The sequence below is a fragment of the Kocuria sp. genome (assembly GCF_030538595.1).
Classification (GTDB): Bacteria; Actinomycetota; Actinomycetes; order Actinomycetales; family Micrococcaceae; genus Kocuria.
The window spans coordinates 144620-171470 of the sequence record NZ_JAUNTS010000001.1; the positions used below are offsets into that span (position 1 = coordinate 144620).

At 61.7% G+C, this 26851-nt stretch carries 25 protein-coding genes and 1 tRNA gene; 11 read left to right on the plus strand and 15 right to left on the minus strand.

Annotation, left to right across the window (positions count from 1 at the left end; all coding sequences use genetic code 11):
- Positions 1-4 precede the first annotated feature (4 nt).
- From Q4G32_RS00695 to rmuC, 4 genes are all read left to right on the plus strand, one after another.
- Entirely contained in the window at positions 5-775 is a 771-nt protein-coding gene (locus Q4G32_RS00695) for an ABC transporter permease (protein ID WP_303348481.1), read from the plus strand.
- Complete coding sequence (locus Q4G32_RS00700; RefSeq protein ID WP_303348483.1) at positions 772-1896, plus strand: sensor histidine kinase; 1125 nt, start codon at positions 772-774, stop codon at positions 1894-1896. The genes Q4G32_RS00695 and Q4G32_RS00700 overlap by 4 nt, the downstream gene beginning before the upstream one ends.
- Positions 1893-2507: a response regulator transcription factor gene (locus Q4G32_RS00705; RefSeq protein ID WP_303348484.1), complete on the plus strand. Its 615-nt coding sequence runs from the start codon at positions 1893-1895 to the stop codon at positions 2505-2507. Before Q4G32_RS00700 ends, Q4G32_RS00705 begins: the two co-directional genes overlap by 4 nt.
- A gap of 73 nt (positions 2508-2580) precedes the next feature.
- Positions 2581-3885 (plus strand): DNA recombination protein RmuC, encoded by a 1305-nt coding sequence (gene rmuC, locus Q4G32_RS00710; protein WP_303348485.1) that lies wholly within the window; start codon positions 2581-2583, stop codon positions 3883-3885.
- Between the two features lie 85 nt (positions 3886-3970).
- On the opposite strand, the gene Q4G32_RS00715 is transcribed toward rmuC, so the two are convergent.
- Positions 3971-5053, minus strand: coding sequence for a 4-hydroxy-3-methylbut-2-enyl diphosphate reductase (locus Q4G32_RS00715; RefSeq protein WP_303348486.1), 1083 nt, complete (start codon positions 5051-5053; stop codon positions 3971-3973).
- 148 nt (positions 5054-5201) lie between these two features.
- On the minus strand, positions 5202-6275 hold the full coding sequence (locus Q4G32_RS00720; RefSeq protein WP_303348487.1) for a hypothetical protein: 1074 nt from the start codon (positions 6273-6275) through the stop codon (positions 5202-5204).
- 226 nt (positions 6276-6501) lie between these two features.
- Between Q4G32_RS00720 and xseA the strand changes: the two genes are divergently transcribed.
- Both xseA and Q4G32_RS00730 read left to right on the plus strand, forming a co-directional pair.
- Positions 6502-7788 (plus strand): exodeoxyribonuclease VII large subunit, encoded by a 1287-nt coding sequence (xseA, locus tag Q4G32_RS00725; RefSeq protein ID WP_441327434.1) that lies wholly within the window; start codon positions 6502-6504, stop codon positions 7786-7788.
- A 140-nt stretch (positions 7789-7928) separates the two neighbouring features.
- Complete coding sequence (locus tag Q4G32_RS00730; RefSeq protein WP_303348488.1) at positions 7929-8195, plus strand: exodeoxyribonuclease VII small subunit; 267 nt, start codon at positions 7929-7931, stop codon at positions 8193-8195.
- A 37-nt stretch (positions 8196-8232) separates the two neighbouring features.
- Here the strand turns inward: Q4G32_RS00730 and Q4G32_RS00735 are convergent, their stop codons facing one another.
- Entirely contained in the window at positions 8233-8772 is a 540-nt protein-coding gene (locus Q4G32_RS00735) for a TetR/AcrR family transcriptional regulator (protein WP_303348489.1), read from the minus strand.
- A 285-nt stretch (positions 8773-9057) separates the two neighbouring features.
- Between Q4G32_RS00735 and Q4G32_RS00740 the strand changes: the two genes are divergently transcribed.
- Entirely contained in the window at positions 9058-10662 is a 1605-nt protein-coding gene (locus Q4G32_RS00740) for an MFS transporter (RefSeq protein ID WP_303348490.1), read from the plus strand.
- A gap of 95 nt (positions 10663-10757) precedes the next feature.
- Here Q4G32_RS00740 and Q4G32_RS00745 read toward each other — a convergent pair whose 3' ends face one another.
- The 3 genes from Q4G32_RS00745 to Q4G32_RS00755 are packed head-to-tail and all read right to left on the minus strand — an operon-like array spanning position 10758 to position 13582.
- Complete coding sequence (locus Q4G32_RS00745; RefSeq protein ID WP_303348491.1) at positions 10758-11984, minus strand: pyridoxal phosphate-dependent aminotransferase; 1227 nt, start codon at positions 11982-11984, stop codon at positions 10758-10760.
- Positions 11985-12044: 60 nt separating this feature from the next.
- Complete coding sequence (locus tag Q4G32_RS00750) at positions 12045-13052, minus strand: glycine betaine ABC transporter substrate-binding protein (protein ID WP_303348494.1); 1008 nt, start codon at positions 13050-13052, stop codon at positions 12045-12047.
- A complete protein-coding gene (locus Q4G32_RS00755; RefSeq protein WP_303348495.1) occupies positions 13049-13582 on the minus strand; it encodes an NUDIX hydrolase in 534 nt (177 codons plus the stop codon). Before Q4G32_RS00755 ends, Q4G32_RS00750 begins: the two co-directional genes overlap by 4 nt.
- Before the next feature lie 148 nt (positions 13583-13730).
- Between Q4G32_RS00755 and Q4G32_RS00760 the strand changes: the two genes are divergently transcribed.
- Positions 13731-14807, plus strand: coding sequence for a magnesium and cobalt transport protein CorA (locus Q4G32_RS00760; RefSeq protein WP_303348496.1), 1077 nt, complete (start codon positions 13731-13733; stop codon positions 14805-14807).
- Here the strand turns inward: Q4G32_RS00760 and Q4G32_RS00765 are convergent, their stop codons facing one another.
- The gene (locus Q4G32_RS00765) at positions 14808-15590 is read right to left on the minus strand and encodes a DedA family protein (protein WP_368660343.1); all 783 of its coding nucleotides are present in this window, start codon (positions 15588-15590) and stop codon (positions 14808-14810) included.
- A 100-nt stretch (positions 15591-15690) separates the two neighbouring features.
- On the opposite strand from Q4G32_RS00765, the gene Q4G32_RS00770 reads away from it, so the two are divergent.
- On the plus strand, positions 15691-16668 hold the full coding sequence (locus tag Q4G32_RS00770) for a mechanosensitive ion channel family protein (protein WP_303348498.1): 978 nt from the start codon (positions 15691-15693) through the stop codon (positions 16666-16668).
- Positions 16669-16735: 67 nt separating this feature from the next.
- Here Q4G32_RS00770 and Q4G32_RS00775 read toward each other — a convergent pair whose 3' ends face one another.
- Both Q4G32_RS00775 and Q4G32_RS00780 read right to left on the minus strand, forming a co-directional pair.
- Positions 16736-17641, minus strand: a complete 906-nt coding sequence (locus Q4G32_RS00775; protein WP_303348500.1) for a hypothetical protein — start codon at positions 17639-17641, stop codon at positions 16736-16738.
- A gap of 214 nt (positions 17642-17855) precedes the next feature.
- Positions 17856-18836 carry a LysR substrate-binding domain-containing protein gene (locus Q4G32_RS00780; protein ID WP_303348502.1) on the minus strand — a complete coding sequence of 327 codons (981 nt, stop codon included), beginning with the start codon at positions 18834-18836 and terminating at the stop codon, positions 17856-17858.
- A 132-nt stretch (positions 18837-18968) separates the two neighbouring features.
- Between Q4G32_RS00780 and Q4G32_RS00785 the strand changes: the two genes are divergently transcribed.
- Positions 18969-19041: transfer RNA gene (locus Q4G32_RS00785), tRNA-Ala, on the plus strand.
- A gap of 102 nt (positions 19042-19143) precedes the next feature.
- On the opposite strand, the gene Q4G32_RS00790 is transcribed toward Q4G32_RS00785, so the two are convergent.
- Positions 19144-19413: a ribbon-helix-helix domain-containing protein gene (locus Q4G32_RS00790; RefSeq protein ID WP_303348504.1), complete on the minus strand. Its 270-nt coding sequence runs from the start codon at positions 19411-19413 to the stop codon at positions 19144-19146.
- 262 nt (positions 19414-19675) lie between these two features.
- On the opposite strand from Q4G32_RS00790, the gene Q4G32_RS00795 reads away from it, so the two are divergent.
- Entirely contained in the window at positions 19676-21349 is a 1674-nt protein-coding gene (locus Q4G32_RS00795) for an ABC-F family ATP-binding cassette domain-containing protein (protein ID WP_303348506.1), read from the plus strand.
- Positions 21350-21443: 94 nt separating this feature from the next.
- Here the strand turns inward: Q4G32_RS00795 and Q4G32_RS00800 are convergent, their stop codons facing one another.
- The 5 genes from Q4G32_RS00800 to Q4G32_RS00820 form a co-directional block, all read right to left on the minus strand.
- Positions 21444-22298: a hypothetical protein gene (locus Q4G32_RS00800; RefSeq protein WP_303348508.1), complete on the minus strand. Its 855-nt coding sequence runs from the start codon at positions 22296-22298 to the stop codon at positions 21444-21446.
- A 233-nt stretch (positions 22299-22531) separates the two neighbouring features.
- Positions 22532-23170: a DUF6318 family protein gene (locus tag Q4G32_RS00805; protein ID WP_303348509.1), complete on the minus strand. Its 639-nt coding sequence runs from the start codon at positions 23168-23170 to the stop codon at positions 22532-22534.
- Between the two features lie 218 nt (positions 23171-23388).
- Entirely contained in the window at positions 23389-24975 is a 1587-nt protein-coding gene (locus Q4G32_RS00810) for a Na+/H+ antiporter (protein WP_303348510.1), read from the minus strand.
- 311 nt (positions 24976-25286) lie between these two features.
- Entirely contained in the window at positions 25287-26150 is an 864-nt protein-coding gene (locus Q4G32_RS00815) for a helix-turn-helix domain-containing protein (RefSeq protein WP_303348511.1), read from the minus strand.
- 136 nt (positions 26151-26286) lie between these two features.
- Positions 26287-26760: a type 1 glutamine amidotransferase domain-containing protein gene (locus Q4G32_RS00820; RefSeq protein ID WP_303348513.1), complete on the minus strand. Its 474-nt coding sequence runs from the start codon at positions 26758-26760 to the stop codon at positions 26287-26289.
- Between the last annotated feature and the right edge of the window lie 91 nt (positions 26761-26851).

A 26851-nucleotide genomic window follows, 5' to 3' on the forward strand; every position in this document is an offset into this window, starting at 1 on the left:
TTGTGTGAGCACCACCCTTCGCTATGCCGCCTACGACTGGCGCCGCCAGATCCGCATGGTGGAATCCCTGATCTTTGTGGTGGTGCTGCCCACGGTCCTGTTCTGGATTTTCGGCCTCAACGCCGACTACGCCACGTATCCGGCGGGCAACGGAAACGTCTCCGGGGCCACCGCCACTGGTATGGCGCTCTACGGTGCGGTGATCGCCACGACCAGCATTGCGGGATCGGCCGCTGTGGAACGCTCAAAAGGGTGGGGTCGCCTGTTGGCACTGACCCCCATGCGGCAGTGGCAGTACATTGTGGCCAAAGTGCTGGTGGCCTGCGCAATCGCCGCCATGCCCGTGGCATTGGTCTTCACCATTGCTGCCTTGACCAACGGAGAACTGGGCTCCACAGCCAATTGGTGGGCCACGGGCGCCATCATCGTGGTCGGCTCAGCAATGTTTGCCCTTTACGGATTGATGTTCGGTTTGATCTTCAGAACGGAGGGCGCTGTGGCTGCAGCAAGCGGACTGTTGGTGGTGTTGGCCTTTTTTGGAAACCTGTTCATGCCGCTGTCCGGAACCATGCTGGAAATAGCCAAGTACACACCACTTTACGGTCTGCGAGGACTGGCCTCCTGGCCCCAGATGGAAGGCGCACTCAACAGCACGGATGGAACTGCGCTGACACCTGACTCCATGGGCCTGCTGATCGCTAATGTGGTGGTGTGGACCGTAATCTTCGCCATCATTGCACTGCTGGCAGCCCGTCGGGGAACGCAACGGAAATGAACACTCCCGTCGCACAAGAAACCGTCCCGGACCGATACGGCCGCTCCATTGGAAATGCCCTAGGTGGCGTGGGCTACCCCTCCATTTGGCTGCTCTTCCTGACATTCCCCGTAGTAGCGGTGTTTCAGTCGGAGGCCGGTGCTGGTCCCCGGGCACTCGGTGCCGCAGCAATCCTGCTCTTTGCAGTGGTCTACGTTGCCTCCTGGTGGTGGACCACTCCTTTCCCCGCATTGGGCAACACCGTTAACACGCTGCTGTGGTTTGCCGCGCTGTCATTGCTGATGGTGGCCATGATTCCCGCCATTGGTGCCGGTGCCATGTCCCCCGGGCCCTTCCTGATCGCCACCTTGGCTTTCAAACTGTCGCCGCGAACATCCATTCCCTTGATTGTGGTGCTGGCCACCACCTTTGTGATCATTGCCGTCCGGGCGGGTGCTCCATTCACCTACTGGGTGCCGTCCATGATGATCTTCTCCGCTTTTCTGATGCTGAGTATTTCCACATTGATTTACCGCGAAGAACGCGCTCAAGCCATGGCCCATGACCTTGACTTGGCACGACAACGCGAATCCATTGGCAGAGATGTTCACGATCTCCTGGGCCACTCTCTGACCGTGATCACCGTCAAGACCGAATTGGCTCGCAAACTCCTGGATCGGGACCCCCAGCGGGCCGCCGTGGAACTGGACGAGGTCCTGGCATTGTCCCGCGAAGCCCTGGGCGAAGTCCGTGCCACGGTTGGGCAGTTGCGGAGCCCGGAATGGTCCGCGCAATTGGCCTCTGCACGGACCGCATTGCGTGCGGCACGGATAGAGGCCACATTGCCCGGTACGGCCGTTGACATCCCGGAGCATCACAAGCCGCTACTGGCCTGGTGCCTGCGGGAGGCTGTCACCAACGTGATCCGCCATTCTCAAGCCACTCAGTGCACGGTGGAGGCTGGGCCGGGCCACCTGCGGGTGGACGACGACGGCGTTGGCGCACCTTCCGCCTCCGCCTTTGGCAACGGGCTGCGCGGCATGTCAGAACGGGTACAGGAAGCTGGCGGTAATCTGTCCGTGCGCCCCGTCGATCCGGGGCAGCAACGCCCTGGAACTCGACTGGAGATACTGCTTCCGTGACCACATCCATCCGGCTGTTGCTGGCCGATGACCAAGCCCTGGTGCGTGGTGCTCTGGCTGCCCTTCTGTCCTTGGAAGATGACCTGGAAGTGGTGGCCCAGACGGGGACGGGTAGCGACGTCGTTGAGATGGTCCGTGCACATCAGGTGGACGTGGCGCTCTTGGACATTGAAATGCCTGGCCGCGACGGAATAGACACCGCCCGTGCCATTCGTGACGCGGGGGTGCCTTGCAGGAGTTTGGTGGTGACCACCTTTGGTCGCCCCGGGTATTTGCGCCGCGCGCTGGAGGCAGGTGCCAGCGGGTTCGTGGTCAAGGACACCCCAGCGGATGAACTGGCTGCGGCCGTCCGGTCAGTCCACGCGGGACAGCGCATGATTGACCCGTCGCTGGCGGAGGAATCGCTGGTTTCGGGAAACAACCCGCTCACGGTCCGCGAGCAAGATGTCTTGCGAGCAGCCTTGAGCGGGCGGTCCATCAAGGAGTTGGCGGCACAGTTGTGTTTGTCCCCGGGTACGGTGCGCAATCACTTGTCTTCAGCGATTGGCAAGACCCAGACCACCAATCGCGCTGAAGCCGCTCAGAAGGCACAGCGCAACGGCTGGCTGTAACTCTTGGAGCTTGTCAGACAAACTTCAACGCTTGATTCCTTGTGTTGTCTGAGGTGCCTGGCACGCTGTGGGCATGGAAACTTCAACCGTCACCGTGCTGGTCCTGCCGCTGATCTTGTTGGCGGTGGGGCTCGTGGCCGGCATGGCCGTGGGATGGGGATTGGGTACTCGGCGCACCACAGCTCGGTGGGAAGATGAGCAGAACACAGCACAACGCCAGGTGGAAGCACTGTGGAGTGAAAACACTCGTCTGACTCAGGAGCGCGCCACCGCGGTGGAAGCATCACGGTTGCAATCAGCCCGCGTCCAGGAGTATCAGGACCGCGCAGATCAGGACCACGATCTGCTGCGTGCCTTGGCCCCTTTAACGGAACGGATGCGTCAGATGCAGGACCACGTTCAACGTCTGGAGCGGGACCGCGCAGAACAGTTCGGGGATGTGTCCCAGGCTTTGCGGGAGGCACGGGCAACAGACGTGGAGCTGCGGCGGGTGACGGGCGCACTGGAAGGTTCGTTGAGGTCCAACTCGGCGCGTGGCACCTGGGGAGAGATGCAACTGCGGCGCGTGGTGGAAGCCGCCGGAATGCTGGCGCACGTGGACTTCACGGAGCAGGTCCATCTCACCACCGATCAGGGTGCACAGCGCCCTGACATGGTGGTTCATCTACCGGGGCAACAGCGCATGGTGCTGGATGCCAAAGCGCCTCTGGCTGCGTATTTACGCGCTCAGGAGTCTGGTGTGGCCGGCACCGGGTCCAACAGTTCGGGCACTAGGAGCGCCGGGTCGGTTGCAGGTGATGGGGACAGCGCCACCCATCTGGCCGCCCATGCCAAGGCCGTGCGAGCTCACGTGGATGAACTGGGTAAGAAGAAGTACTGGGAGGCTCTGGGCCACTCCCCTGACCTGGTGTTGTGCTTCATTCCGGTGGAATCAGCTTTGGCAGCCGCTCTGGAGGCCGACCCCAGTCTCCTGGACCATGCGGCCACACGCAATGTGGCTCTGGTTTCTCCGGTGTCTCTCTTGGCCTCGTTGAAAGCGGTGGCCTTCTCCTGGCGGCAGGAGTCTCTGGCGCGGGAGGCCACCGAGCTGTTGCGACTTTCCCGGGAGCTCTATGACCGTCTGGGCACCATGGGAGGTCACCTGAGCAAGATGGGCGGCTCTCTGCGGCGCAGCGTGGAACAGTACAACGAACTGGTCGGTTCCTTGGAACGGCGTGTGCTCCCCACCGCACGCAAACTGAATGACCTTGATCCAACCGCCGCTCCGGATCAACGTCTGGACACGGTATCCGTGGAGGCCCAACTAAAAGTCATCACGGCACAGGAGTTCTTGGACACCTCAGTGTCAGTAGAGGCCCCAGATCATGCTGACCGGTGAACACAACCGGTGCAGCGCTCAGACACCAATAGTGCGCCAGGCAGCCGGCAGGAGATCACCTGAAATCCCCTGAATGGTTCCGGGATCAGCGGTTGGGCCTGGTGCCGCGCCCGCCCAGGTTGCGGTCGGCGTCGCCGTCTGCCGTGAGACGTGCTCGCAGTTCTTTGGGCAGGGAAAACAGGATGTCTTCCTCAGCTGTGACCACTTCTTCGATCTGGCCGTACCCGTAGTCCGCCAGCAAGGCCAGAACATCCTGAACCAGAATCTCCGGTACGGACGCGCCGGAGGTCACCCCCACGGTGGACACCCCTTCAAACCAGGCTTCATCCACCTGGTTGGCGTTGTCCACGCGCTCAGAGTGGGCGGCACCGTACTCGGCGGCCACTTCTTTGAGCCGAACCGAGTTGGACGAGTTGGACGACCCCACAACAATCACCAGATCGGCTTGCGGGGCAATCTCCTTGATGGCGCCTTGCCGGTTGGATGTGGCGTAGCAAATGTCATCGGAGGGGGGATCCTGCAAGTTGGGGAAGCGCTTGCGCAATCGGGTCACCGTTTCCAGGGCCTCATCCACGCTCAGTGTGGTTTGGGAAAGCCACACCAGATTGTCCGGATCATCCACCTCAATGGTGTCAGCCTCTTCCGGGCTGTTGACAATGATGGTCTGATCGGGCGCTTCACCGTACGTGCCCTCAACCTCTTCATGCCCCACGTGACCGATCAGCAGAATCTGCTGACCCCGCTTGGCAAACCGCACGGCCTCGCGGTGCACCTTGGTGACCAGCGGACAGGTGGCATCAATGGTTTCCAGATTTCGCTCGGCAGCCGAGCGAACCACTGCCGGGGACACCCCGTGGGCGGAGAACACCAGGAGTGAACCCTCCGGGACTTCCTCCACTTCCTCCACAAAGATGGCACCTTGCCCTTCCAAGGTCTCCACCACGTGCTTGTTGTGCACAATCTGCTTGCGCACGTACACGGGAGCACCGTAATGATCCAACGCCTTTTCCACTGCGATCACCGCGCGGTCAACTCCCGCGCAATAACCACGCGGGGAGGCCAACAGGACCTTTTTGGGTCCGTCAACGGGTGCGGCAGCTGCAACTTCCTCGGGCGTACGGCGGATGCGCGGGACGGTAGGCATGGCAAGAGCGACGGGCGTGGACATGTCCACCATCGTACGGGGTGGCGTCTCAGAAGAAACCTGCCCCGGGTCAGTCGTGATGAGGATCGCACAAGGCTTCAGCCCGTCATCGGCTGGGCGCCCGGGATCGGCCGGGTTCACTCAGCCGGCCTCAGCACACGGTGAGGGAGAGTCAGACCTCGACCACGCGACGTCGTCGTTGGGCATCCGTGGCGCCATGGGCCGCTTCCCAACCATCGCGCGAACCGGAGCGCCAGAGCACGCGCGTGGCCGCCAACAGCAAACCGATCACGGCCACCACCACACCACCCCACAGCCAAGGGTTCAAGGTGGCATCCATGCCGGCCAGCAAAATCTGGAAGACCCGATCCACCACGCTGCGGCCCACATCCTGCAGATCAGGAGAGGCCAGCACATCCGCGGTCAGGGCATCAGCGGCCCGGTTTGCCACGACGACGGCGATCACCGCCCCCGCACCAGCACCCACCAGAGTCCATTCGCGGTGTCGAGCCATCAGCACCGCAATGAGCAGTCCGGCCACGCCACTCCACGTGAACAGCGGTGCCTTGACCGCCAGATCGGCAAGGGCGTCAAATGCAGGCCCCGTGGCCGAGTCACGAACCACCAGGATGCCGTCCGGGCCACCCAAGGCTTCTTGTTCGCCCAGGTCCAAGTTGAGCCGAATCCCGATCAAACTCTGGAGGCGGTCTTCAATGTGAGCGCCAATCGAATCCACCACCGGCCCCACGTAGAGCTCCAGGTCCTCCGGAGCGCCGTCGCCCGAAGTCTCCGGAGTGCTCCCGGCGGACTCGATGTTGAGTTCGTGGGTGGTCAGCAGCATGCTGTTCCAGTCATCCACGTACTGATCAGACTCCACGTACTCCCGGATATAATCCGAAATCCGCCGATCCGCCATGTCCTTGACGGTTCCACTGAACGGGATCGCCCCCAGATCTTGCTGCTGAATGGCTTGCGATGCCTGGGTCACCGCGGTGTCCACCAGTTCGTCTTGCAACGCCTGATCCTGGACCAGCTCTTCAGAAATCCGGGCAAAACCATCACGTTCCACCACGGAATTTTGCAACCACTGCAAAGTCACACCAGTGACCACTGCGGCAGCACCCACCAGCGCCAGCACGCAGGCCATCACAGTGCGCAATCGGCCGATCCACCCGCCAGAGAGCCGCGGGTGCGGGTTGCGGTTGAAGCCAAGCAATAGTGCCTCCGGGCTGCGATGACGCGGCATCAGCTGAGTGTCTTGCGGGGCCAGTCGTGTGACCTCCCTGCCTACCATCCACCCTACGCGGCCCCAGCTACACCGGCCCCACGGTTGGAGGCCACGCTCAAACTGTCTCCAGGCGCCCTCCACCGGCAGCCGTGCAGCTTCCTGAGCACGCGGGTTCGCACAGTTTCTGAGATTTTTGGGTCGGGCCACCGCTGTGCTGTCTGCTTCAGGTGATAGTCATGTGCTTATGAGTTCTGACGACGCCGATCAGCCCACCGTAGAGCGCATGCTGCCACCGCGTGCGGGCCTGACCACGCCGGAAAACCCATGGCCACTGCGCCTGCTCTCCGAAAACCTCCATGCCTACATTGCACGGTGTGATCCCACCTGGGTTGAGGGACAGGTGGTGGAGCTCAATCAGCGTGCCCGAGTCACTTACCTGACCTTGCGGGACGTGGAGGAGGAAGTCTCCGTGCCAGTGACCCTGTTCGCTCGCGAGATGGCCCAGATGGAGACTCCACTGGAACGCGGAATGCGCGTGATTGCGCAGGTCAAACCCGATTTCTGGACCAAGACCGGCCGCTTGTCCATGATCGGCCAAGGAGTCAGACCGGTGGGGCTGGGCGATCTGCTGGTGCGCATTGAAAAGCTGCGCCGAGCGTTGGCTGATGAAGGTCTGTTTGACGCTGACCGCAAGAAGCCCTTACCCCCGTTGCCACACCGGGTGGGATTGATCACCGGACGCAATTCCGATGCGGAAAAGGACGTGGTGCGCAATGCAAAACTGCGGTGGCCGGCCGTGGAGTTTGAAATCCGCAACGTGGCCGTACAGGGCACCAGCGCTGTACGCGCCGTGATGGGCGCCTTGGAAGAACTCGATGCTCTCCCTGAGATAGATGTCATCATCATTGCCCGCGGCGGCGGTGCCTTTGAGGACTTGTTGCCCTTCAGCGATGAATCTCTGATTCGCGCCGTTGCGCAGGCCCAGACTCCCGTGGTCTCGGCGATCGGCCACGAAAATGACCAACCGCTGCTGGATCATGTGGCCGACCTCCGTGCCTCCACACCCACGGATGCCGGAAAGCGCGTGGTCCCGGACTTGACTGAAGAGAAGGCCAATGTGGCCCGAGCCCGAGTGGTACTGGATCGCGCCATCATGCAGTTCCTGGACCGGGAACAGGACGCGCTGGAGGCCCTGCGGTCTCGCCCCGTTCTGGATCAGCCCGAAGGCATGATTCTGGTGCGGGAAGAAGACCTGGACCGGCTCCGTGAGCGTTCCCTGCGCACCGTTACGCATCGCACGGAACGTGAACAAGAAACCATCCGGCAGATGAAACACCGCGTTCGAGCCCTTTCACCGCAAGAGACTCTGTCCCGCGGCTATGCGGTGGTCATGACCCAGGACGGCGGCGTGGTGCGGCAGGCTGACCAGGTTGAGGCCCACGACTCCCTCAAAATCCGCTTGGCGCACGGGGAGCTGGCTGCCACCGTCACGGGCACTTCCAGCCGTCAGCCCGGTGAGCACTCGGATTGACGTGGCCTGCCAGGAGCAGTTCCTCTTCATACCCGAACCAGACCCACCCATAGCCCATAGACCTGAGCTAGACCCGCCCATAGACCTGAACCACACCACACACCAGACCCGAGCTAGATCAGACCCAAGGAGTACACCTCATGGCCCAGAAGAAGGCCCCCACCAACCCATCCACCGGTCCGGATCTCTCCGACATTGCGGAGATGGGCTATGAACAAGCCCGGGAGGAACTGGTCCGCACCGTGGCACAGTTAGAAGCCGGGGGCACCGCATTGGAAGAGTCTTTGGCCCTGTGGGAACGCGGGGAGGCACTGGCCAATCGCTGCGAACAGTGGTTGGACGGAGCCCGCGAGCGCCTTGAAGCAGCCCGCGACCGCCGTGAGGAGGCCGTAGCAGATCAGGACTGAGAATTGGTCAGGGCCGAATTGATCAAGGCCGAATTGGTCAGGGCCGCAGCCGCTCCAGGACATCCAGCAGTTGCTGCAAGATCGCCTGACTCTCAGCCTTGTCGGCCGGTAGCCACCCTATGGTGGCGTTGTAGTAGAGCCCGTCCCCCATGTGCAGCACGGCATTGGCCACGGCAGGCTCACCCAAATCTGCCAGCAGGAGTTCATACCACTGTGCTTTGAGGGCCTGCAGTGCTGCCCGGGCGGATTCTTCCCCGCCCTGCGCCAAGCGGGAGACCGCCACAATCGCCAGGTCAATCTCCGATCCGGCCCAGACCGAGTTACGCAAGAACTGGCGGGCGGCCCCGTCCGGTGCCTGTGCCATGGACTGGCAATCCGCCTCCCCCAAGGTTTTCATCCGGTCCAGGAGTGCTTGCACCAGATCTTGGCGGCTGGCGAAATGGTAGAGCAGCCCGCCTTTGGAGACCCCCGCGCGGGCGGCCACGGCATCCAGGGTGGCGGCGCGTTCGCCGTCGTCTACCAGGATGGCTTGGAAGGATTCGACCGCACGGTCACGGGCCACCGGCTTGCGTCCCACGGTGGGCCTCCCTTGTGAATTGAACGTCAGGCATGCGGATCGAATTTCAGCCACACGGATCATGTGTTGCGCAAATCGTGAGCGCCTTGCGCTCGCGCTGCGCAGGTTCGAGCATACGGGTAACACCAGCAGCCACAACATCATTGCCGAGGTGGGCAACGGCACAACGGCCAGGTGTTGCCTGAAATCACTTCAAACTGTACCGTCTGGTCGGTAAAGGTTCGATGACTGCCAAGGCGCCCGAACCACATCACGTCAACTCTTGTCACCCGTGGGGAGGTTTCCATGTCCGCAGCATCCACCAGCACCGAACAGGCAAATCAGGTCTCCGGCGTCACCAGTCGCCGGCCGCGCACCATCCGTCCGTGGCTGGCACTGGCAGCCCTGATGTTCCCGGTCCTCACGGTTTCCGTGACCACCACCGCGTTGAGCTTTGCCTTGCCGGACATCGCAGCTGATCTGCGCCCCACTGCCGCTCAACTGCTGTGGATCGTGGACATTTATCCCCTGATCCTGGCCGGGTTGCTGATCCCCATGGGTACCGTGGGTGATCGCGTGGGCCGCCGCCTCCTGCTGATCATCGGCTCACTGGGCTTTGCCGGCGCCTCCGTGTTCGGTGGCCTGGCCACGTCCGCGGAAATGCTGATTGCAGCGCGCGTGGCCATTGCCATTTTCGGTTCCATGCTGCTGCCCGCAACGCTGTCCCTGATCCGCGTGATTTTTGACGACGACGCCGCCCGCCGCACCGCCATTGCCATCTGGACCGCAGGCTTCAGCGCCGGTGCCGCTCTGGGACCGATTGTGGGCGGAGCGCTCATGCAGGTGTTCAGCTGGCACGCAGCCGTCCTGGTTGCGGTGCCCGTCTGCCTGGGCTTTGCCCTGGTGGCACCGTTCACCCTGCCCGAGTCCAAGGACCCCCGCCCCGGCAAGCTGGACATCATCTCTGCGTTCCTGGCCATCTTGACCATGACCCCCATTGTGTACGGCATCAAGACGCTGGCCACGGGTGGTGCCCCTCTGTCCGGTGCAGTGGCCATGGTCTTGGGCCTGGCCGTTGGAGTGATCTTTGTGCTCCGCCAAAACCGTCTGGCCAGCCCCATGGTGGAGCTGGGCCTGTTCCGCAGCGGTCGATTCACCGGGGGCGTCCTGGTGAACATCATGGGCAACTTGGTGCAATTCGGTTTCCTGTTCTTCATCACCCAACATCTGCAACTGGTTGCCGGGCTGGAGGCATTCACCGCCGGCCTGCTGATCATCCCCGGGATGACGCTGGCCATCATCGCGGGTCTGTACGGTGCCCGATGGGCAGGCCGTGTGGGCGCGCGCACGGTGGTGGTCACCGGACTGGTCCTTTCGGCCTCCGGCTACCTGGTGGTTGCCGCCACCGTGAACACCTCCGTGTGGCCCATGGTGATCGCCTACTGCGTGCTGGGTGTGGGCATCGGTTTTGCCACCACGCTCTCCACGGAATTGGTGGTCGGTTCGGTCCCCGCCGAGAAGTCGGGAGCGGCCTCGGCCATCTCAGAAACCGGCTACGAGGTGGGCGCGGTGCTGGGCACCGCCGTCGTTGGTGGTCTGGTGACCGGGTTCTACCAGAGGTTTCTGGCCGTCCCCACGGGCATTGACGCCACCTCCGCCGCAGCAGCCCGCGAAACCCTGGGCGGTGCCTACGCCGTGGCTCAGAACATTCCAGGAGGTGCGGAACTGACCGCCGCGGCAGCCCTGGCCTACAACCAGGCCATTGCGATCACCGGCCTCAGCGTGGGGATCACCATCCTGGCCTTCACCGCGCTGGTGTTCTGGTTGCTGCGCACGCCCCGGAAGGTCATGGAACTGGACACCCGCACCGGTCAGCTCACCATGGTTCCGGCTCCGGGGCTGAAGGACTGATCCGGTACGGGCTGACGGGCCCGACTTGAGCATGGAAAATGCGCCTCAGATCAGTCTGGGGCGCATTTCCCATGCTCAAGTTCGCAGGTCCCGATTCAGTTCACCTGGTGATACCCACCCAGGAACTCCTCGATCCGATCCAGCGCCGTACTCAACTGCTCCACGGACGGCAGGAACACCAGCCGGAAGTGATCCGGGGCGTCGTAATTGAATGCCGAACCGTGGCTGATCAGGATTTTCTGCTCCTTCAACAAGTCCAGGGCAAAGCGTTCATCGTCTGTGATGTTGAACTTCTCCACGTCCAGTTTGGGGAACAGGTACAAGGCACCGTCAGCCGGTTGACAGGTCACACCGTCAATCTCATTGAGACGTTCATACGCAAGATCCCGCTGAGCCTTCAACCGCCCTCCGGGCAGGATCAGGTCATTGATGGACTGATACCCACCCAGCGCCGTCTGAATGGCGTGCTGGGCCGGCACGTTGGCGCACATCCGCATGTTGGCCAGTAATTTGATGCCCTCCAAGTAGGACTCAGCCTTCCAATTCGGTCCGGTGATGGCCAACCAGCCGGCGCGGTACCCCGCCACGCGGTAAGCCTTGGACAAACCGGAGAACGTCAGACACAACACGTCCTCCCCCGTCAGAGTGGCCAAATTGATCATGTGGGCGTCGTCGTACGTGATCTTTTCGTAGATCTCATCGGAGAACACCACCAGTTCGTGTTCCTTGGCAATGTCCACGATTCCCTGCAACGTTTCGCGTGAATACACGGCACCCGTGGGGTTGTTGGGATTGATCACCACAATGCCGCGGGTGCGTTCGGTGATCTTGGAACGGAGGTCCTCCAGGTCTGGGTTCCAGCCATCCGCTTCATCGCAGAGATAGTGCACCGCCGTACCACCGGACAGTGTGGTGGCTCCGGTCCACAGCGGGTAGTCCGGAGACGGGACCAGGATTTCATCGCCGGGATTGCACAGAGCTTGCAGGGACAGGGTGATCAGTTCGGAAACACCATTGCCCAGGTAGACGTCATTCACATCCAGGTTCATGATGCCCTTGGTTTGGTAGTACTGCACCACGGCGGTGCGCGCAGAGTAAATGCCGCGAGAATCCGAATAGCCCTGAGCTGTGGGCAGATTCTTGATCATGTCCACCAGCACCGCGTCCGGGGCTTCAAATCCGAAGGGCGCGGGGTTGCCAATGTTCAGGCGCAAGATGCGGTGCCCCGCATCTTCCATCTTTTCCGCCTGTTCCAGGACCGGACCCCGGACGTCATAGCGAACGTTGGCAAGTTTTTCTGACTGCGTGAACTTCTTTGGCATGCAGTCACGATACCCCCGCACAGGCCGTGCCCCGTTCCCCCATCACCCGAACACATGCACTCAGGGACGCACGGTCCCGTACCAATAAGCTGCGGCATCCTCCGGCGAATAGGGGGTGGATGCGGTGGTCATGCGGGTCAGCAGAATCAGGGCATCCGTGTCCAGGTCGCTGGAAATCCCATTGATCTCCTGCCCAGCTGCGTCCGGAAGGTTTTGATCCGCTATGGGAATCACCCGCTCCGGGACCAGGGCATCCCGGTTGTCGTCCAGGGCCTTCAGGGAGTTGTCCCCCACCTCCGGTGTGGCTGAGAGCAGACCGGCCACATCAATCTGGCCGTCCAGCAGCGCCTGAGTCACCTCCTCCTGGGAAGCAAAGTCCTTCACGTCCTTGGGAGTGCAGGAATAGGTCTGTTCCACGGCCGCAGCGGTGACCGCAGCCTGGTCCTCCCCCACCAGCGCACCGAACGTGAGATCGGAACAGTACTGGGACAGTTCGCTGAGGCTGTTCACGGACAGTTTGGCCTGAGTTGCAGAAGTCACCGCCAGAATCCTCTTGTTCTCCGCGGGAGCCGGATTGAGCATCTGCACGCCGGTGGGCAGTTGCTCAGCCAAGGCCGATTCGACGTCGTTGTCCGTCACCCCCTGCTGCCCCTGCCCCAGCAAATTGGCCAACGAATCCACAAAACTGCCCGGATTCGCAGAGGCCGTGGCCTCCTGTGTGGGGGACGGCGTGCTTGATTCAGTGCCACGCAGCTGCAAGTAGAGATCACCGGTGTAATCGGGGTAAACGTCGATCTCCCCGTCTTGAACCGCTTGCAGATAACCGGCACGGCCACCGTCAACCTCACGGACCTCCACCTGCACGCCCGCATCTTCCAAGGCCAGAGCCCAGACCTGCGCCACAGTGCGGCTCTGGTCGGTGGGCCCCACACCAACGACGACGCTGCTCACCGTCTCGCCGTCACTTCCCGTCGGCTGGGGGTCCGGGCTGCCGGAATCGCCGCAGGCACTCAGCAGCAGCACGGCGGAGGTCAGCGCGGCTGCGCGGGTCACGTCCCGGCGTCTCATGCGTTCACTCCCTCAGCTGCAGGAGTTTCGGTTGACACCCCGGCCAGTTCCAGACCGACGCGCACCAGATCCAAGGTTGGATGATCGCTGAGCGATTCCAGGGGGAACCAACGGGCGTCGTCGGAAGAACCATCAACTTCCGGGGTGAGGGTGCCCCCGGTGACCGTGGCCCGGTAGACCACGCGCAAAGCGTGGAGAGCAACCGTTGACGGTGACTGCCGCAGCTCCGGTTCAATGTAGAAACTGCTCACACCCAGCAGTTCTTGCAATTCCACCGTGTAACCGGTTTCCTCCCGGACCTCCCGCACAGCGGTTTGCGCCGGTTGTTCCCCCAATTCCATACCGCCACCGGGCAAGGTCCAGGAGGGTTGCAGTGTGGGGATGCGCGGCACCCAGCGGGTCAACAGGACGTGGCCTTGATCCACGATCACCGCATACGCACCTGCACGAGTGTCCATGGGAGTGCGCACCGCAGCTGGAGTGGAGGCTGACCAGGATGATGCGGGCTGGGCTGGCTGCTGTGTGGACATGGCATTCAGTGTAGGCAGGCCAACGCCACGCAACCCCAACGGCCACGGCATGGTCCCTGGCCCGTCATGTGCAAGTGCTGACCGATGATGTGCAGGTACTGGCCCGTAGTGTGCAAATACTGGCCCGCGGTGGGCAGATAATGGTGTGGTGAGCATTGTTGACAACGCCGTGTACAAAGCCGGAAACCGTGTTGCCTCCCCCGAGTCCCTGGAGGAGACTTTCAAGCTGCTGGCCGAGCTGGATCAGCTGCCTCCGCCTGATGCGGACTGTTACGTGGCGCCACACACCCCCTGCACGGAAGCAGATCATCACCACGAACACAGCGCGCTGGCGTGGATCGGTCTTTACCGCCCGGGCAAGCACGAAATCATGGCGATCAAAGAGCAATTTGGGCTGCACGATCTGGCCATCGAGGACACCGTGCTGGCGCACCAGCGCCCCAAAGCAGAGCGCTACGGCAAGACCCTGTTCACAGTTTTGCGCCCGGCCTCCTATCACGATGCCGATGAAGCGATCAGGCTGGGCGAAATTCATGTGTTCACCGGCCCCAATTTTGTGATCACCATCCGGCACGCTGAAACGGCAGGTGTTGGCAAAGTACGCAACCGCGTGGAGCGTGAACCGGAGCTGCTGGCCCGTGGGCCGGAGGCCGTTCTGTACGCGCTGATTGACCAGGTGGTGGACGATTATTTTCCCATCCTGGAAGCTGTTGAGGACGACATTGATCAAATCGAAGACAGCCTGTTCGCCGATGCCACGGATGTTTCCCAGCGCATTTACGAACTCGCCAGACAGGTCAACATCTTTCACCGTGCGGTGGCTCCGCTGACCCTGCTGGCGGATCAGTTTGAGGCCGGGTTCAAGAAGTGGCACACGGACCAGGAGCTGCAACACATGCTGCGCGATGTCCGCGACCACGTTCTGGTGGTCAATTCCCGGGTGGAGTCTTTCCGCGCCCAACTCAACGACGCCATGCAGTTGGACGCCACTCTGACGGCCGCCCGCCAGAATGACGCCGCCATGGAGCTGAACGAACAGACCAAGAAGATTTCTGCCTGGGCTGCCATCCTGTTTGCTCCATCCATGGTGGGCTCCATCTACGGCATGAACTTTGAGCGAATGCCGGAGTTGAGTTGGGAGTACGGGTATGCCTACTCCCTGGTCCTCATGCTGGCCGTTGCCGTGGTGCTCTACGTTGTCTTCAAACGCAAAGACTGGCTCTGATCAACCGCGCCGCCGCGCCGCCTTGCGCTCCGCAACCTCTTGGGCATGAGCTGCGATCGTCTGATCCCGCCTGGCCAGAACCTCATCCACAGTTTCCTTCCGAACGCCGTCGGCAAGACCCCGCCGGTTACGGATGATGCGTTTGGTCACCCACCACACCACAAAGGCAATGACCAGGACGTACACAATGTTGGAGAAGGTGCCCGCGTACTGTTCCGCAATATGCCACTGGGAGCCCAGGAACCAGCCGGCCAGCACAAAAATGGTGTTCCAGATCAAAGAACCCACCAAGCTGAGACCCACAAACAGGCCAAAGTGCATCCGTTCAATGCCCGCCGGAATGGAGATCAAGGAACGGAACAGAGGAACCATCCGGCCAAAAAAGATGGTGTAGGGACCGTACTTGTCAAACCAGTCTTCGGTACGTTCAACATCGTGAATGTCCACCAGAGGCATCTTGTCCACAATCAGATACAAGCGGCGGCGCCCCAGGGCCGCACCCAACCAGTAGAGCGCAATGGCACCCACAATGGAACCCAACGTGGTCCAGAACAGGGCCTCCCACAAGGTGAAACCACCCTGCGCTGCAGTGAACCCGGCCAGTGGGAGAATGATCTCCGACGGCAATGGCGGAAACAGGTTCTCCAGGGCCACCAACAGTCCTGCACCTGGGGCACCAATGGCCTCCATGATGTCAACGGCCCAACCGGCAATACCGGTCAGCCCGGACTCTTCGGAAGCACTTTGAGCTTGAACAGCGGCGGGGATCAGTGAGGTATGCACGGGGCTCCTTGAGAGTCTTGGCAGTACCAGCAGGGTGGTCTGCGCCGTCGTTCGGTCGATACTAAGTTGATGTTGAGGTGAGCTCACTACCGTGAGGCCCATGGATTTATTGGCGAATGCGAGCACAACCATGCCGAATGTGGCTACCTGGGAGTTCTGGCTGGGAGTCCCCGCAAGGGTCCTGCTGATCATAGTGATTGCGGGGGTGGCATCCGCTGCGATCCGTTTGATTATCCACCGACTGGTGCGCGGGATCGAGCGTGGGACGCGCTCCCGGGTGATTCGTAAACTGGATTCGGGCAAAGCCAAATGGGTGGAGGACGCCGGATTGGCGCGGCAACGTCAAGCTCAACGCGCCCGAACCGTGGGCTCGGTGCTGGCTTCTGTGGCCACTTTGGCCATTTGGGCCATTGCCCTGCTCATGATCATTTCTGAACTTGGCTTCAACATTGCCCCGGTGATCGCTTCCGCCGGTATAGCCGGTGTGGCCCTGTCCTTTGGGGCTCAGTCCCTGGTCAAGGACTATCTCTCCGGGATTTTCATGGTGGCTGAGGATCAACTGGGCATTGGCGATGTGGTGGACCTTGGGGAAGCCTCCGGCACAGTGGAGGATGTGGGGCTACGTGTGACTCAGGTCCGCGATGTTCAGGGCACCCTGTGGCACGTGCGCAACGGTGAGATTCTGCGAGTGGGCAACTCCTCCCAGGGCTGGGCGCGGGCTGTACTGGATGTGCCGCTGCCGTATGACGCGGACCTGGACTCCATGACCACCCTCTTGAAGGAAACTCTTTCTGATCTCAAGGAAGACCCCACGGTGGGTGAGTTTGTGCTGGCCGCCCCGGAAGTTTGGGGCGTGGAGTCCCTGACCGGCGAATCAGTCACGGTGCGCGTGGCGGTCAAGACCGCGCCCTCTCAGCAGTGGGCCGTGAGTCGAGTCATGCGCGTGCGGGTCAAGAAGATGCTGGATGAGCACGGTTTGTCCGTTCCGTTGGTCAACCAAACGGTGGTGCGCGACGGTTCGGCAACGGATCTGCGCGGAGGAAGCGCGCCGTCGTCGTCTCCGAGCTCGGGGACCTGAGCCGAGATCATGGGGGGAGGTAGCGATTCGGGCCTGAATCGCTACCTCCCCCATGATCTCAACCACGTCAGACGCTGAGCGCTTCCGCCAGCCACCGCACCAACTGCGCCCGCCGGTAAGGGTCCCTCAAGTCCTCCGCCACCACCAGGCGAATTTTCCACCCCATGTCCTGCAACTGGTGCAGTCGGTACATTTCGTCCCCATAGGCCTTGCGGTCCCGGTAGTGGATCTCACCGTTGTATTCCACCCCCACCTTCTTGGCCGCCCAGGTCAGGTCAATAATGGCGCGGCGGCCACTGGGCAGTTCAAGAACGGTGTTGGTTTCCGGAACCGGGAATCCCAGGTGAACCAGCAGCAATCGGAGGACTGTTTCCATGGGAGACCAGACGTTCGGCACGGCCAACTCCAATGCTCGCCGCGTCCGCGCCAGCCCGCGAGTACCGTGCGGCAGCTGATCCAAGATCCCTGCCACCTCTTCCGGCGTGGCACATCCCGGCCCGCCAAGGTATTCCAGCCCGGTGGAAAGCACATGGTCCATGGCCGCCACCCCGCGCCACCCCATCAGATGGTGGTGCATGGAGACAAGGGTTTCCACCGGGTGGGTGACCTGAATGTCCCACGGTCCTGATGTGAACGGCAGCCCCAGACTCTTGTGCATCACAAAGGTTCGGCTGGATTGATTCCGCCGACTACCCGCGTAGGCAAAGTGCGGCCCTGGGAGGACTTCCCTGGGCCTGATGGGTTCACCCAGGAGTTGATCCACCCACTCCATGCCCTGAGACAGCGGAATCTTCCACACGTGCGCTGCGGAGGCGTGGGCCACGGCAACCCGGGGGCCGAATCGCGGCTGCAAAACAGCTGCCAGTTCCCATGGCTCCACGTTGTTGGGGTCCATACCTCTTGGGCAACGCATCCAGTACCCCGCCGGCAACCAGATCATGGTGGGGTCACGTTCGAGTTGCCAGCGTGTCATGTTCCACTCGCTGGCAGTGGCGACCCGGGGTTGCCGGTACCTGGGGATTGCCCGTTGAAGCGTCATGTCCCGACCGTAGAGACTTCTCACCGGCCGATCGGGGTTATCCACAGGCTCGATTCGGTCGAACCGCTGTGGCGTGGGTTCAGATCATGGGGGACGTCACGATTTCCCCCTGAATCACTACCTCCCCCATGATCTCGCCACCGGGACCTCAACCCCGTTTGCGCCCACCACCGCCGCGGGTGCTGGGACGGCCTGGTTTACCGCCAGGCTTTGACCCCGGTTTGCCTCCGCGGCGTTGCTTACCACCGGCCAGGCGCTTGCCCTTGAGCTGATCGCCCCGGCTGGTGCCCTTTGCCGTCCGAGTTGCCGTCGCCCCCGGTTTCAGTTTGGTGGTGCCCGCTTTGGCCTTGGGCTGCTTGGGTTTGCTTTTGCTCTCCATCCGCTCAGCCGGGGCTTCCCCAGCCACCACGGCGGTAGCCTGGCCGCGCGAGCTGTCTTTTTTCCTCCCCCGCACCACTCCCACCAGGTCTTGCACCATGGCTTCAGTTTCCTCCGGCAAGTCCTGCGGCCACACGACGACGACGTCGATCCCCGGCACGTCCGTGACCGCCCGGTAAGTGAGGTCCTTACGGTGGAAGAACCGTGCGATGGACATGGGCACCACTGCCAGGCCGATGCCGGCTGCGACATATTCGATGACATCCTCATAACTGCGCGCTTCAAGGGGCGGGAGGGGTGCGCCGTCGTCGTCCGTGCCGGCGCCGGTGGGTGACGCGCGGTATTCGGGGAGGTCCGTGAGTTCATGGACCAGGCGTTCATCCGTGAGGTCGGCGATGGTCAGTTCATCCAGGAGAGTGAGTTCGTGATCCGCGGGGAGGACCGCCACCTGAAGTTCCTGGTAAGCGGGGATCGCTCGATAGTGTCCGCGTAGCCCCGCCAAGTCCTGGCTCCCCGGCTTGGGGTGGGCGGGCAGGCGGATCAGGGCCACATCCTGTGTGCCCCCGATGTGTTCCGACCAGGTGGTCGGCGTCAATTCCGTCTCAACCAAGCGGGCACCTGGGATGCGGTCACGCCAACGGTCGAACCATTTGGCGGGCATCATGCCGGTCTCATACCCCACGCGGAGGGTGGGTACATCCGGTACGTCTGAGTGCTCTGGGCGATCGGGGGAATCGGCTACCTGGTCCATGGGATTCAGCGTAGTGGCGCGCGGGGACTCGGTGCCGCGCGGGGTGCACGGTGGTTGATGGCTGTCGGTTGGTGGCGGTCACGGGACGGGCGTAGCATGAACGGCGTCGCCACGGGCCGAATGCCCAAGCGCGGGGCTATAGCTCAGTTGGTAGAGCGCGTCGTTCGCAATGACGAGGCCAGGGGTTCGATTCCCCTTAGCTCCACCCTTCCCACTAGGGGCAACACGCGCCGCGTCTGTTTTGTGTGGGACGCCATGTGTTCAGGCTGCTTGATAGCTTCGAGCCGGAACACGACGCTGTAGCCGTTCACCGGCGTGTGGCATGCCTTGCCGCAATCTGCACACGAACATCATCAGCGTTTGCGACATCGTTCGGATCGGCCACCAGCGCATCGTAGGAGGCAGCGACTTCCTCGCGTAGCCACGCTTCAACTGCTTGGTCTCGAACGAACAGTGCGCGCAGACCGTCACGGATGACCTCGCTCTCACTGGCGTAGGCACCAGATCGCACCTTTTCACGCAGAGCATCGGCCATGTCGTTGGGAAGCGTGATGCTCAACTGTCGTGTGGTCCGCATGATCAACCTCGGGTCATTGATAGGACTCAGTTCTATTCTGGCCGTGCTTCGGCGCTCACTGCCGAGCCCGGGTTTGAAATGTGCTCGACGCCGGGATGTTAGGCTGATCGGCATGTTTGGTATTGCCTCGATGAAACTGTGGACTCGCCGCTGACGGCGGCAGAGTCGACTTTTAGAACTCATCCTCTGTTCGCCGTCCTGACCCTGTCGGGCGGCTGAATCTTGTGCTGCCCGGCTTCTCAGACGAGCCGAAGAGAGCACAGTGCAAAACTCATACCGTAAACATTCCCCATTTTCGGGTGGACTCCCCGCAGGTACCTCCGCCCATATTCGAGCCGAAGACATCAGCGTCACATTAGGTGAGCACCACGTTCTCCAGGGTGTGGACGTCGTCGTATCGGCAGGATCACGCCTGGCCATCGTCGGTGAGAACGGAAGGGGTAAGACCACCCTCCTTCACGTTCTGGCCTCCCTGCGAGAACCGGATTCTGGCACGGTCAGCCGGGTTGGTACTTTCGCGCTGGTGGAGCAGGCATTGGACGTTCTAGCTGATGAGACCGTCGGCCAATTGATTGATACCGCAATCAGTGACTCCATCTTGGCGCTGGAACGGCTCGACAGTGCCACGGCAGCACTCGCGGAGGGGCGTGCGGGTGCGGAAGAGGCGTATACCGAGTCACTGGAGCTGGCAACCACACTGGACGCATGGGACGCCCAGCGGCGGGTGGATGTGGCGCTGGCGGGCCTGGACGCCTGCACAGATCGGGGCCGCCGGCTGTCCACGTTGTCAGTGGGTCAGCGTTATCGGGTTCGCCTGGCCTGCGTACTGGGGTCCAGCACAGACCTGTTGCTGCTGGATGAGCCCACCAACCATCTAGACGCGCAAAGTCTGGCGTTCCTGACCGAGAACCTACGATCCCGCGCCGGTGGGTTCGCCCTGGTGAGCCATGATCGCGCGTTGTTACGCGACGTGGCAAGCAGCTTCTTGGACCTAGACCCCAGCGAGGACGGCCTACCCCGCCAATACTCAGGAGGCTATGACACCTGGATCGAGGGACGACGTCGCACCCGGGCACGTTGGGAGCAGGACTATTCCGATCAAGTCGCCGAAATGGCACGCCTGACCCAAGCTGCGGAAGACGCCAGAGGGCGGCTTCAGTCCGGCTGGCGACCGGAGAAAGGCCACGGCAAACATCAGCGGGCGACCCGAGCAGGCAGCGTGGTCCAAACCTTCAACCGCCGACAGGAGGCACTGGAGGCGCACGCGATCACGGTCCCTGAACCGCCGACGCGCCTACGGTGGCCTGATCCGGGAGTCCCGGCCGGACGTCCGGTGCTTGCCTGCGATGCCGTCACCGTGGAAAGCCGTTTGGTGTCTCCGATTGATGTTTCCCTCCAGACCGGTGACCGGTTGCTCGTGACCGGAGACAACGGCACCGGCAAGTCCACCTTGCTCGCGGTGCTGGCCGGGCAGCTTTGCCCCACCACCGGGGTCTGCCACGTCCAGCGGTCTGCCCGGATCGCCTATCTGTCCCAAGAAGTGCCCGATTGGTCTCCGGACCTCACGGCTCATCAGGTCTACGAACGACACCTGGCATCCATCCCGTCACCGTCGCAGGAACAAATTTCTGCGGCGCAGACCGGTCTCCTGCAAGGACCCACGTGGCGCACTCCGGTGTCTCGCCTGTCTCAGGGACAGCAACGGCGCCTCCACCTGGCCCTGTGCCTAGCCACACAACCCGACTTGCTCATCCTTGATGAACCAACCAATCACCTCTCTGCGAGCCTGGTCGACGACCTCACCGAGGCTCTTGAGAACACCAGCTGCGCCGTGGTTGTGGCCAGTCATGACCGACAGCTTCTCCAGGATTTGGGGAGCTGGCCCTCGCTACACATCGAGAGAGGCGGGGCGGCTCCGGGACCAGAATTCGCATGACCCAGGTCAGGGAAGCTGTGACCTTGAAGTCGTCGCTGCCCTCCGGGGAGTTCAACTCGTACTTCTACTGCGGGGCAGGTTGGTGGGTGTGGTTTCAGCAGCCGGCGCCGTGAGGGTTTTGGATGCAGTCATCAGCATAGTTACGTACCTTGGCCCGCCATACGGAGAGCTCCACCGGGGTGCTGGTCACCGTGGAGGTACCCTCCACCGCCAGCCAGGGACCACCGGCCACGGAGTACTCACCTTCAAAGACAGTGGTCAGGGTGACCTGCACATCCCCGGTCTCGGTGTACCGGTGACTGGTATCAGTGGGGGTGTCCCACTGGTCTTCATCCAACGGGTACCCCGACAGCGGGCTGGGACCAAAAGCAGTGCCGTCACCGTAGTCCCAGGCGTACTCGATGGGGTAGACGCGTACGGTGACGGGGTATCCGGCCAGGGTGGTGGTGAATTCCTGGGCTGTGGCTTCTGCGTAGACGTTGGTGTTGTAGTTGATCAAGGTGTGTGGGGCCGGTTCCACCACTGATACCGCTGCGGCGATGTCCAAGCGTTGTAGGTCTTGCACGGTGAAGACGGGGAGGGGCATGGACCCTGATTCCGGGACTTCACCGGTAGGTAGGCACAGGGGCCGGGAGACCCGTTGGGTGTTTGATCCTTGATCGACCTCGACGTAGTAGTTCTGCCCGGTGGAACCATCTTCCATGGTGCAGGACTCTTGTTCTTGGCATGCTGCTTGGTCCGGGGCGTCTGCGCAGGTGTCGACCACGGCGTACTGGCCAGAGCCAGCGTCTGGGAGGGCACTGAGAACACCGGAGCTCTCGCCTTCCTCTGCTCGGACTTGGGTGGCGAATTGCACCAGGGTGGTTTCGTACTGTTCCAAGGAGAGTTCCTGTCCGCTGCCGCTGCTTTCCTGGGATGCCATGACCCCCGGGGCGATCTCGATGGCCATGGAGCCGGTCTCTGCACCAGAGGAATCTGGTGAGGATGGTGTCCCAGGACGAGAGTCAGATCCCCGCACGATCACAGACCCGCCATCAGCCTGCGCACTCGTCTTAGGACTTGTGTATCGGTCCGCGAAACCTTCCCCCGTCAGACCGAAATCGTTCGCATTAGCCGCTGAAGGTATAGAAATGATAGCGAAAATGCTGATGGTCATAATTAGAAACTTGAGCGACATCATTATCAACCGACCGGTGCTCCGGTGATGTACGTCCACTCACCGTCTAGATAAGCGAGATGCATGGCAAGACTTTCATCGCTGGATTCCTCGCCGCTGACTTCTTGAACGACTTCTCCACCTGGCCCCCAGGCGGTGATGTCTTCTGCATCCACACTGACCTCGGGTGCGTAGAAACCGTACGAATCCACCGGCAACTCTTTACTAATGACGGTGACTTTCTCATATCCTCTCGATGCCCAACCGCCAGCTTCATATAGATCGTCGATGGTGTCGTACAAATTCATACAGGATTGGCACTCCTTGGCGGTCACTTCCCGCGCCAGAGAGGTATCACCGGTCTGTTGGGCGTAAGCCCGAGCATCCGACAGGTAATCCAAAAACGCCTGTGCACCCTCAACGGACTCCTCATCCGCCAGAGCCGGTTTGGTGGGCTCGGGAACGTTCTGGGCAGGGCCCTCAGCAGAAGCCTCCACATATTCACCACCAGAAGCAGAGGCAGAGCCACTACCAGACCCCGAAGCAGAGGTGGAGGTAGCCGAAGGATCACCACCGGCGTCGTCGTTGGTGTCACCGCAGCCGGTGAGCACCCCGACCGTGAACACCACTGCGGAAAACCCCAGCACAACCCCACCACGTACCATAACCAGCCCCCTGATCACAAGACTCAATCCCGGGCAAGACCACGCGGGGCAGAGCCACCGAGCGCACTCACCAGGGCGAACGTGATTCGACCCTAAACACCGCCACCCCGCGAACGGAACCTGGACCCACCAAACTGTGGAAAACCACCCCGGATTCCCCGTCACGGACCGTCATCAGAGACCAATTCATCAACCCCCTCCACGGAGGCCTACTGAGCTCAATCGGATTGGGCTGCCTGAAAACGCAGTTCATCGGCGTCAAACCGGGCCTGGAGCGTTTGCAATACGGGGTCATCAATCACGCCGTCGTCGCGCAGCTTGACCACCGCGCTGCGCTCCAGGTCAATGGCTGCCAAACGCAGACTGATGAGTTGCTGCGCCTGAACCTGAGCACCTGGGGCGGATGGCTCAAGCGATCCGTCCAACGCTCGCAGGTTTTCCTGAACGCGCCTGAACTCCTCCACAATCACCTGGGTGATGTCATCCGAAATACCCCGTTCACGTGCCATCTCAGGGAGTTCGTCCAAAACCTTTTGGCAGGCAACGTCCTGGGCAAGGTGAATCTCCTCAGCCTCGGAGCGGTCCTGGGGAAGATCAGCCCAGCGGATCACACGCGGCAAGGCAAAACCTTGAATCACCAAGGTGAGCACAACCACCAACCCGGTCACAAAGATCACCAAATCACGTGAGGCAAACCCTCCAGCAGCCACGGTGGCAGGCACCGCCAAAGCCATGGCCAGCGAGATCCCGCCGCGGAAACCCGCCACCGTGCTGATCAGCCGGGCCTTGTTGGTGACACGCAAAGTGCGTTGATAGGGGCGCCGGTCCACAAGCCGAATGATGTAAGCGCTGGACACCAAAAATACAAAACGCGTGAGCATCATGGTGGCGTAGGCGGCAATCACCAGCAGGATCGCGTGCCCCACGGTATCCGTGGACAGCCCCGCCACCGTACTGGGCAATTGCAGACCCACCAAAACAAACAGGGCACCATTGAGCAGAAAGGTGGTCATGGCCCAGAAGCCCGCACCTTGCTGCCGGGCTTCTGCGGTGACAAAGGTTGGCGCAAATCGTGCCGTCAGCAGTCCGCAAGCAACGACGGCGAGCACCCCGGAGGCGCCCACTTGTTCCGCCAGTAGATAGGCCAGAAACGGTGCCACGATCGCCGCAGCGTTGGCCAAAACCGGGTCGGGAATCCGACGCCGTGCCTGCCAGAACAGGAGGCCAATCGCCACACCGATCACCAGGCCACCGCCAAAGGAAATCCCGAACTGCCCGGCTATGGGCAGCGCCCCGGTGTCTGCCGTCCCCGTGACCAACCCCAGGGCCAGAGCGTAGAGCACCAACGCCGTGCCGTCGTTGATCAGACTTTCGGCTTCCAACACAACCCGCGGGCGCCGCCCCAGCCCCCGACCAAAGGCCGCCACCGCGGTGGCATCTGTTGGGGCAAGAGCGGCGCCGATCAGCAGTGCCACGCTCCAGTCCACCCCCATCCAGTTGAGAACCAGGGCAATGCTCAGGGCTGTGATGATCACCAGCACCACGCCGGTCAGCAGCACCCCACGGATGAATCGGCGGACCTCACGCAGGGAGGTGGTGAGGCTCTCCCAGTACAACAGGGCAGGCAAAAAGAGCATGAGGACCAGTTCCGGTGGCAGTCCCGTGCCGTCAAGCGCCGGGATCAATGCCAGGCAACATCCGGCCAGCACCAGCACCACCGGTTGGGGGATTTTGAGCCACCGCGCCAGCAGGCTGCCAAGCACAATGGTCAGCCCAATCGCCACCACCATTTCCAATGCCAGCACGGCGGCCCCACCCTTCAGCAGTCGCTCAGGTGATCAGACCTGCCCAGCCTGATGGACCTGCATGTTGATTTCAAAATTACCGGTCACCGAAACCATGGTGAAGTACAAAACCATGTACGTCTCCGTGCCCCCGGACCCCACGAATACCGTCAAGATCAATCACGGAATCTTCCGTCCAGCCAAAATCGCGCAGGATGCGGCGGCCAACGTGCGGCCCACCATTCCGGTTCCCAGTACGGCAATTTTCATGTTGAATCCTCATGTTCTTGGTGTGTTGGTTTACTGCCGTGGTCAGGGCACAGCTTCCCAGATCAGCTCAGCGCGGCGAGTTGTTCGAGTCGGCTCCGACTCTCTGTATCGGCCTGCGCGGACCAGGTGATGATGTGGATGGAAGGGTCGGCGTTCCAGGTCAGGGCATTCCAGTTCAAGTGCAAGTCCCCCACACAGGGATGCCTCAGATGTTTACGCCCGGAGGTTCGACTGTCCACTTGATGACTCTCCCACCACGTACGAAAATCAGGATCGCGCTCCACCAACTCGGCAACCAGACCATTGATCGTGGCATCCCGTGGATGTAATGCGTTGTGGCGCCGCATTTGCTCCACCGCCATCCGGGTGACCTCTGGCCAATCCGCGTAGAGCGCACGCATGGCCGGATCTGTGATGAGAAGACGGATGAAGTAGCGCTGGTGGGCTGGAATTTGCCCAAAGTCGGTGATCATGGCAGCTGCCAGGGAGTTCCACGCCAGGATTTCGGTGCGTGGGCCAATTGCAAATGCCGGAGTGATTGGCATGTCAGCAAGAAGTTCTTGGACCAGCCCCACCTGCACTGGATCAGGTGTGGAGGACTCGGAAACCTCCGGATAACCATGTTCCCGGGCCACCAGCTCCGTGAGATAGCTAGCCTGCGCTTCATTGAGTTGCAAAGCGCGAATCAAGGAGGCCAGAACATTGGGAGATGCCTTGATACGTCCCTGTTCAAGCCGGGTGTAATAGTCCACACTGATCGCAGCCAGTTCCGCCACTTCTTGGCGGCGTAACCCCGGAACACGACGCCGCCCGCCCACGTTGCCCATGAGGCCCACATCTGCGGAATGCAGTTGGCCACGGCGAGCGCGCAAGAACTCGCCCACAGAGTGCGCCGGTTTCCGCGAATTACTGTCCGGCTGGGTCATTGATGGTGACTGACTACGCTCCATACTCGCCATCATGCCGCATGATTGCACAGTTTGTCCCCGCTCTCACTTGCGGGGACACTCCCCTACCCGAAGGTCTGGGAACGCCCCCACATTCTGAGATGGCGAGCCTTGCTCAGCGGAGCGCGTTCAGCACAGCGTGGGCCAATGGCGTGGCTGAGCCCGGGTTTTGACCGGTGAACAGGGTCCGATCAATTTCCACGTGCGGCTCAAAGGGATCGACTTCCACATAGTCTGCCTTCAAGTCATCAATCAAGCGATCCTGTAGCAGCCAGCGCGCCCGGTCAGCCAGACCATTTTGGATTTCTTCCGCATTGGACAACCCGGTCAAGCGGTATCCCTGGAAGGGAGAGTTGCCGTCGTCGTCAATCGTGGCCAGCAAAGCGGCCGGCCCGTGGCAGACCAAAGAAATGGGCTTTCCGGTCGCCAACCACTGCTCCAAGAGGTGAGTCGATTCGGCATTGGTGGGCAGATCTTCCATGGGGGCCCAGCCACCCGGGTAGAAAACGGCCTCATAATCCTCAATCCGGACATCTTCAATGGCCATGGGTGCGCGCAGCTCCGTGGCCTCCTCCAGGGCTTTCCGCATTGCGGCAGCCCCTTCTCTTCACCTCCGTTGAAATCTGGCGTCAGACTCATGGGGTCAGCGGTGGGCACACGGCCCCCCGGTGTGGCCACCG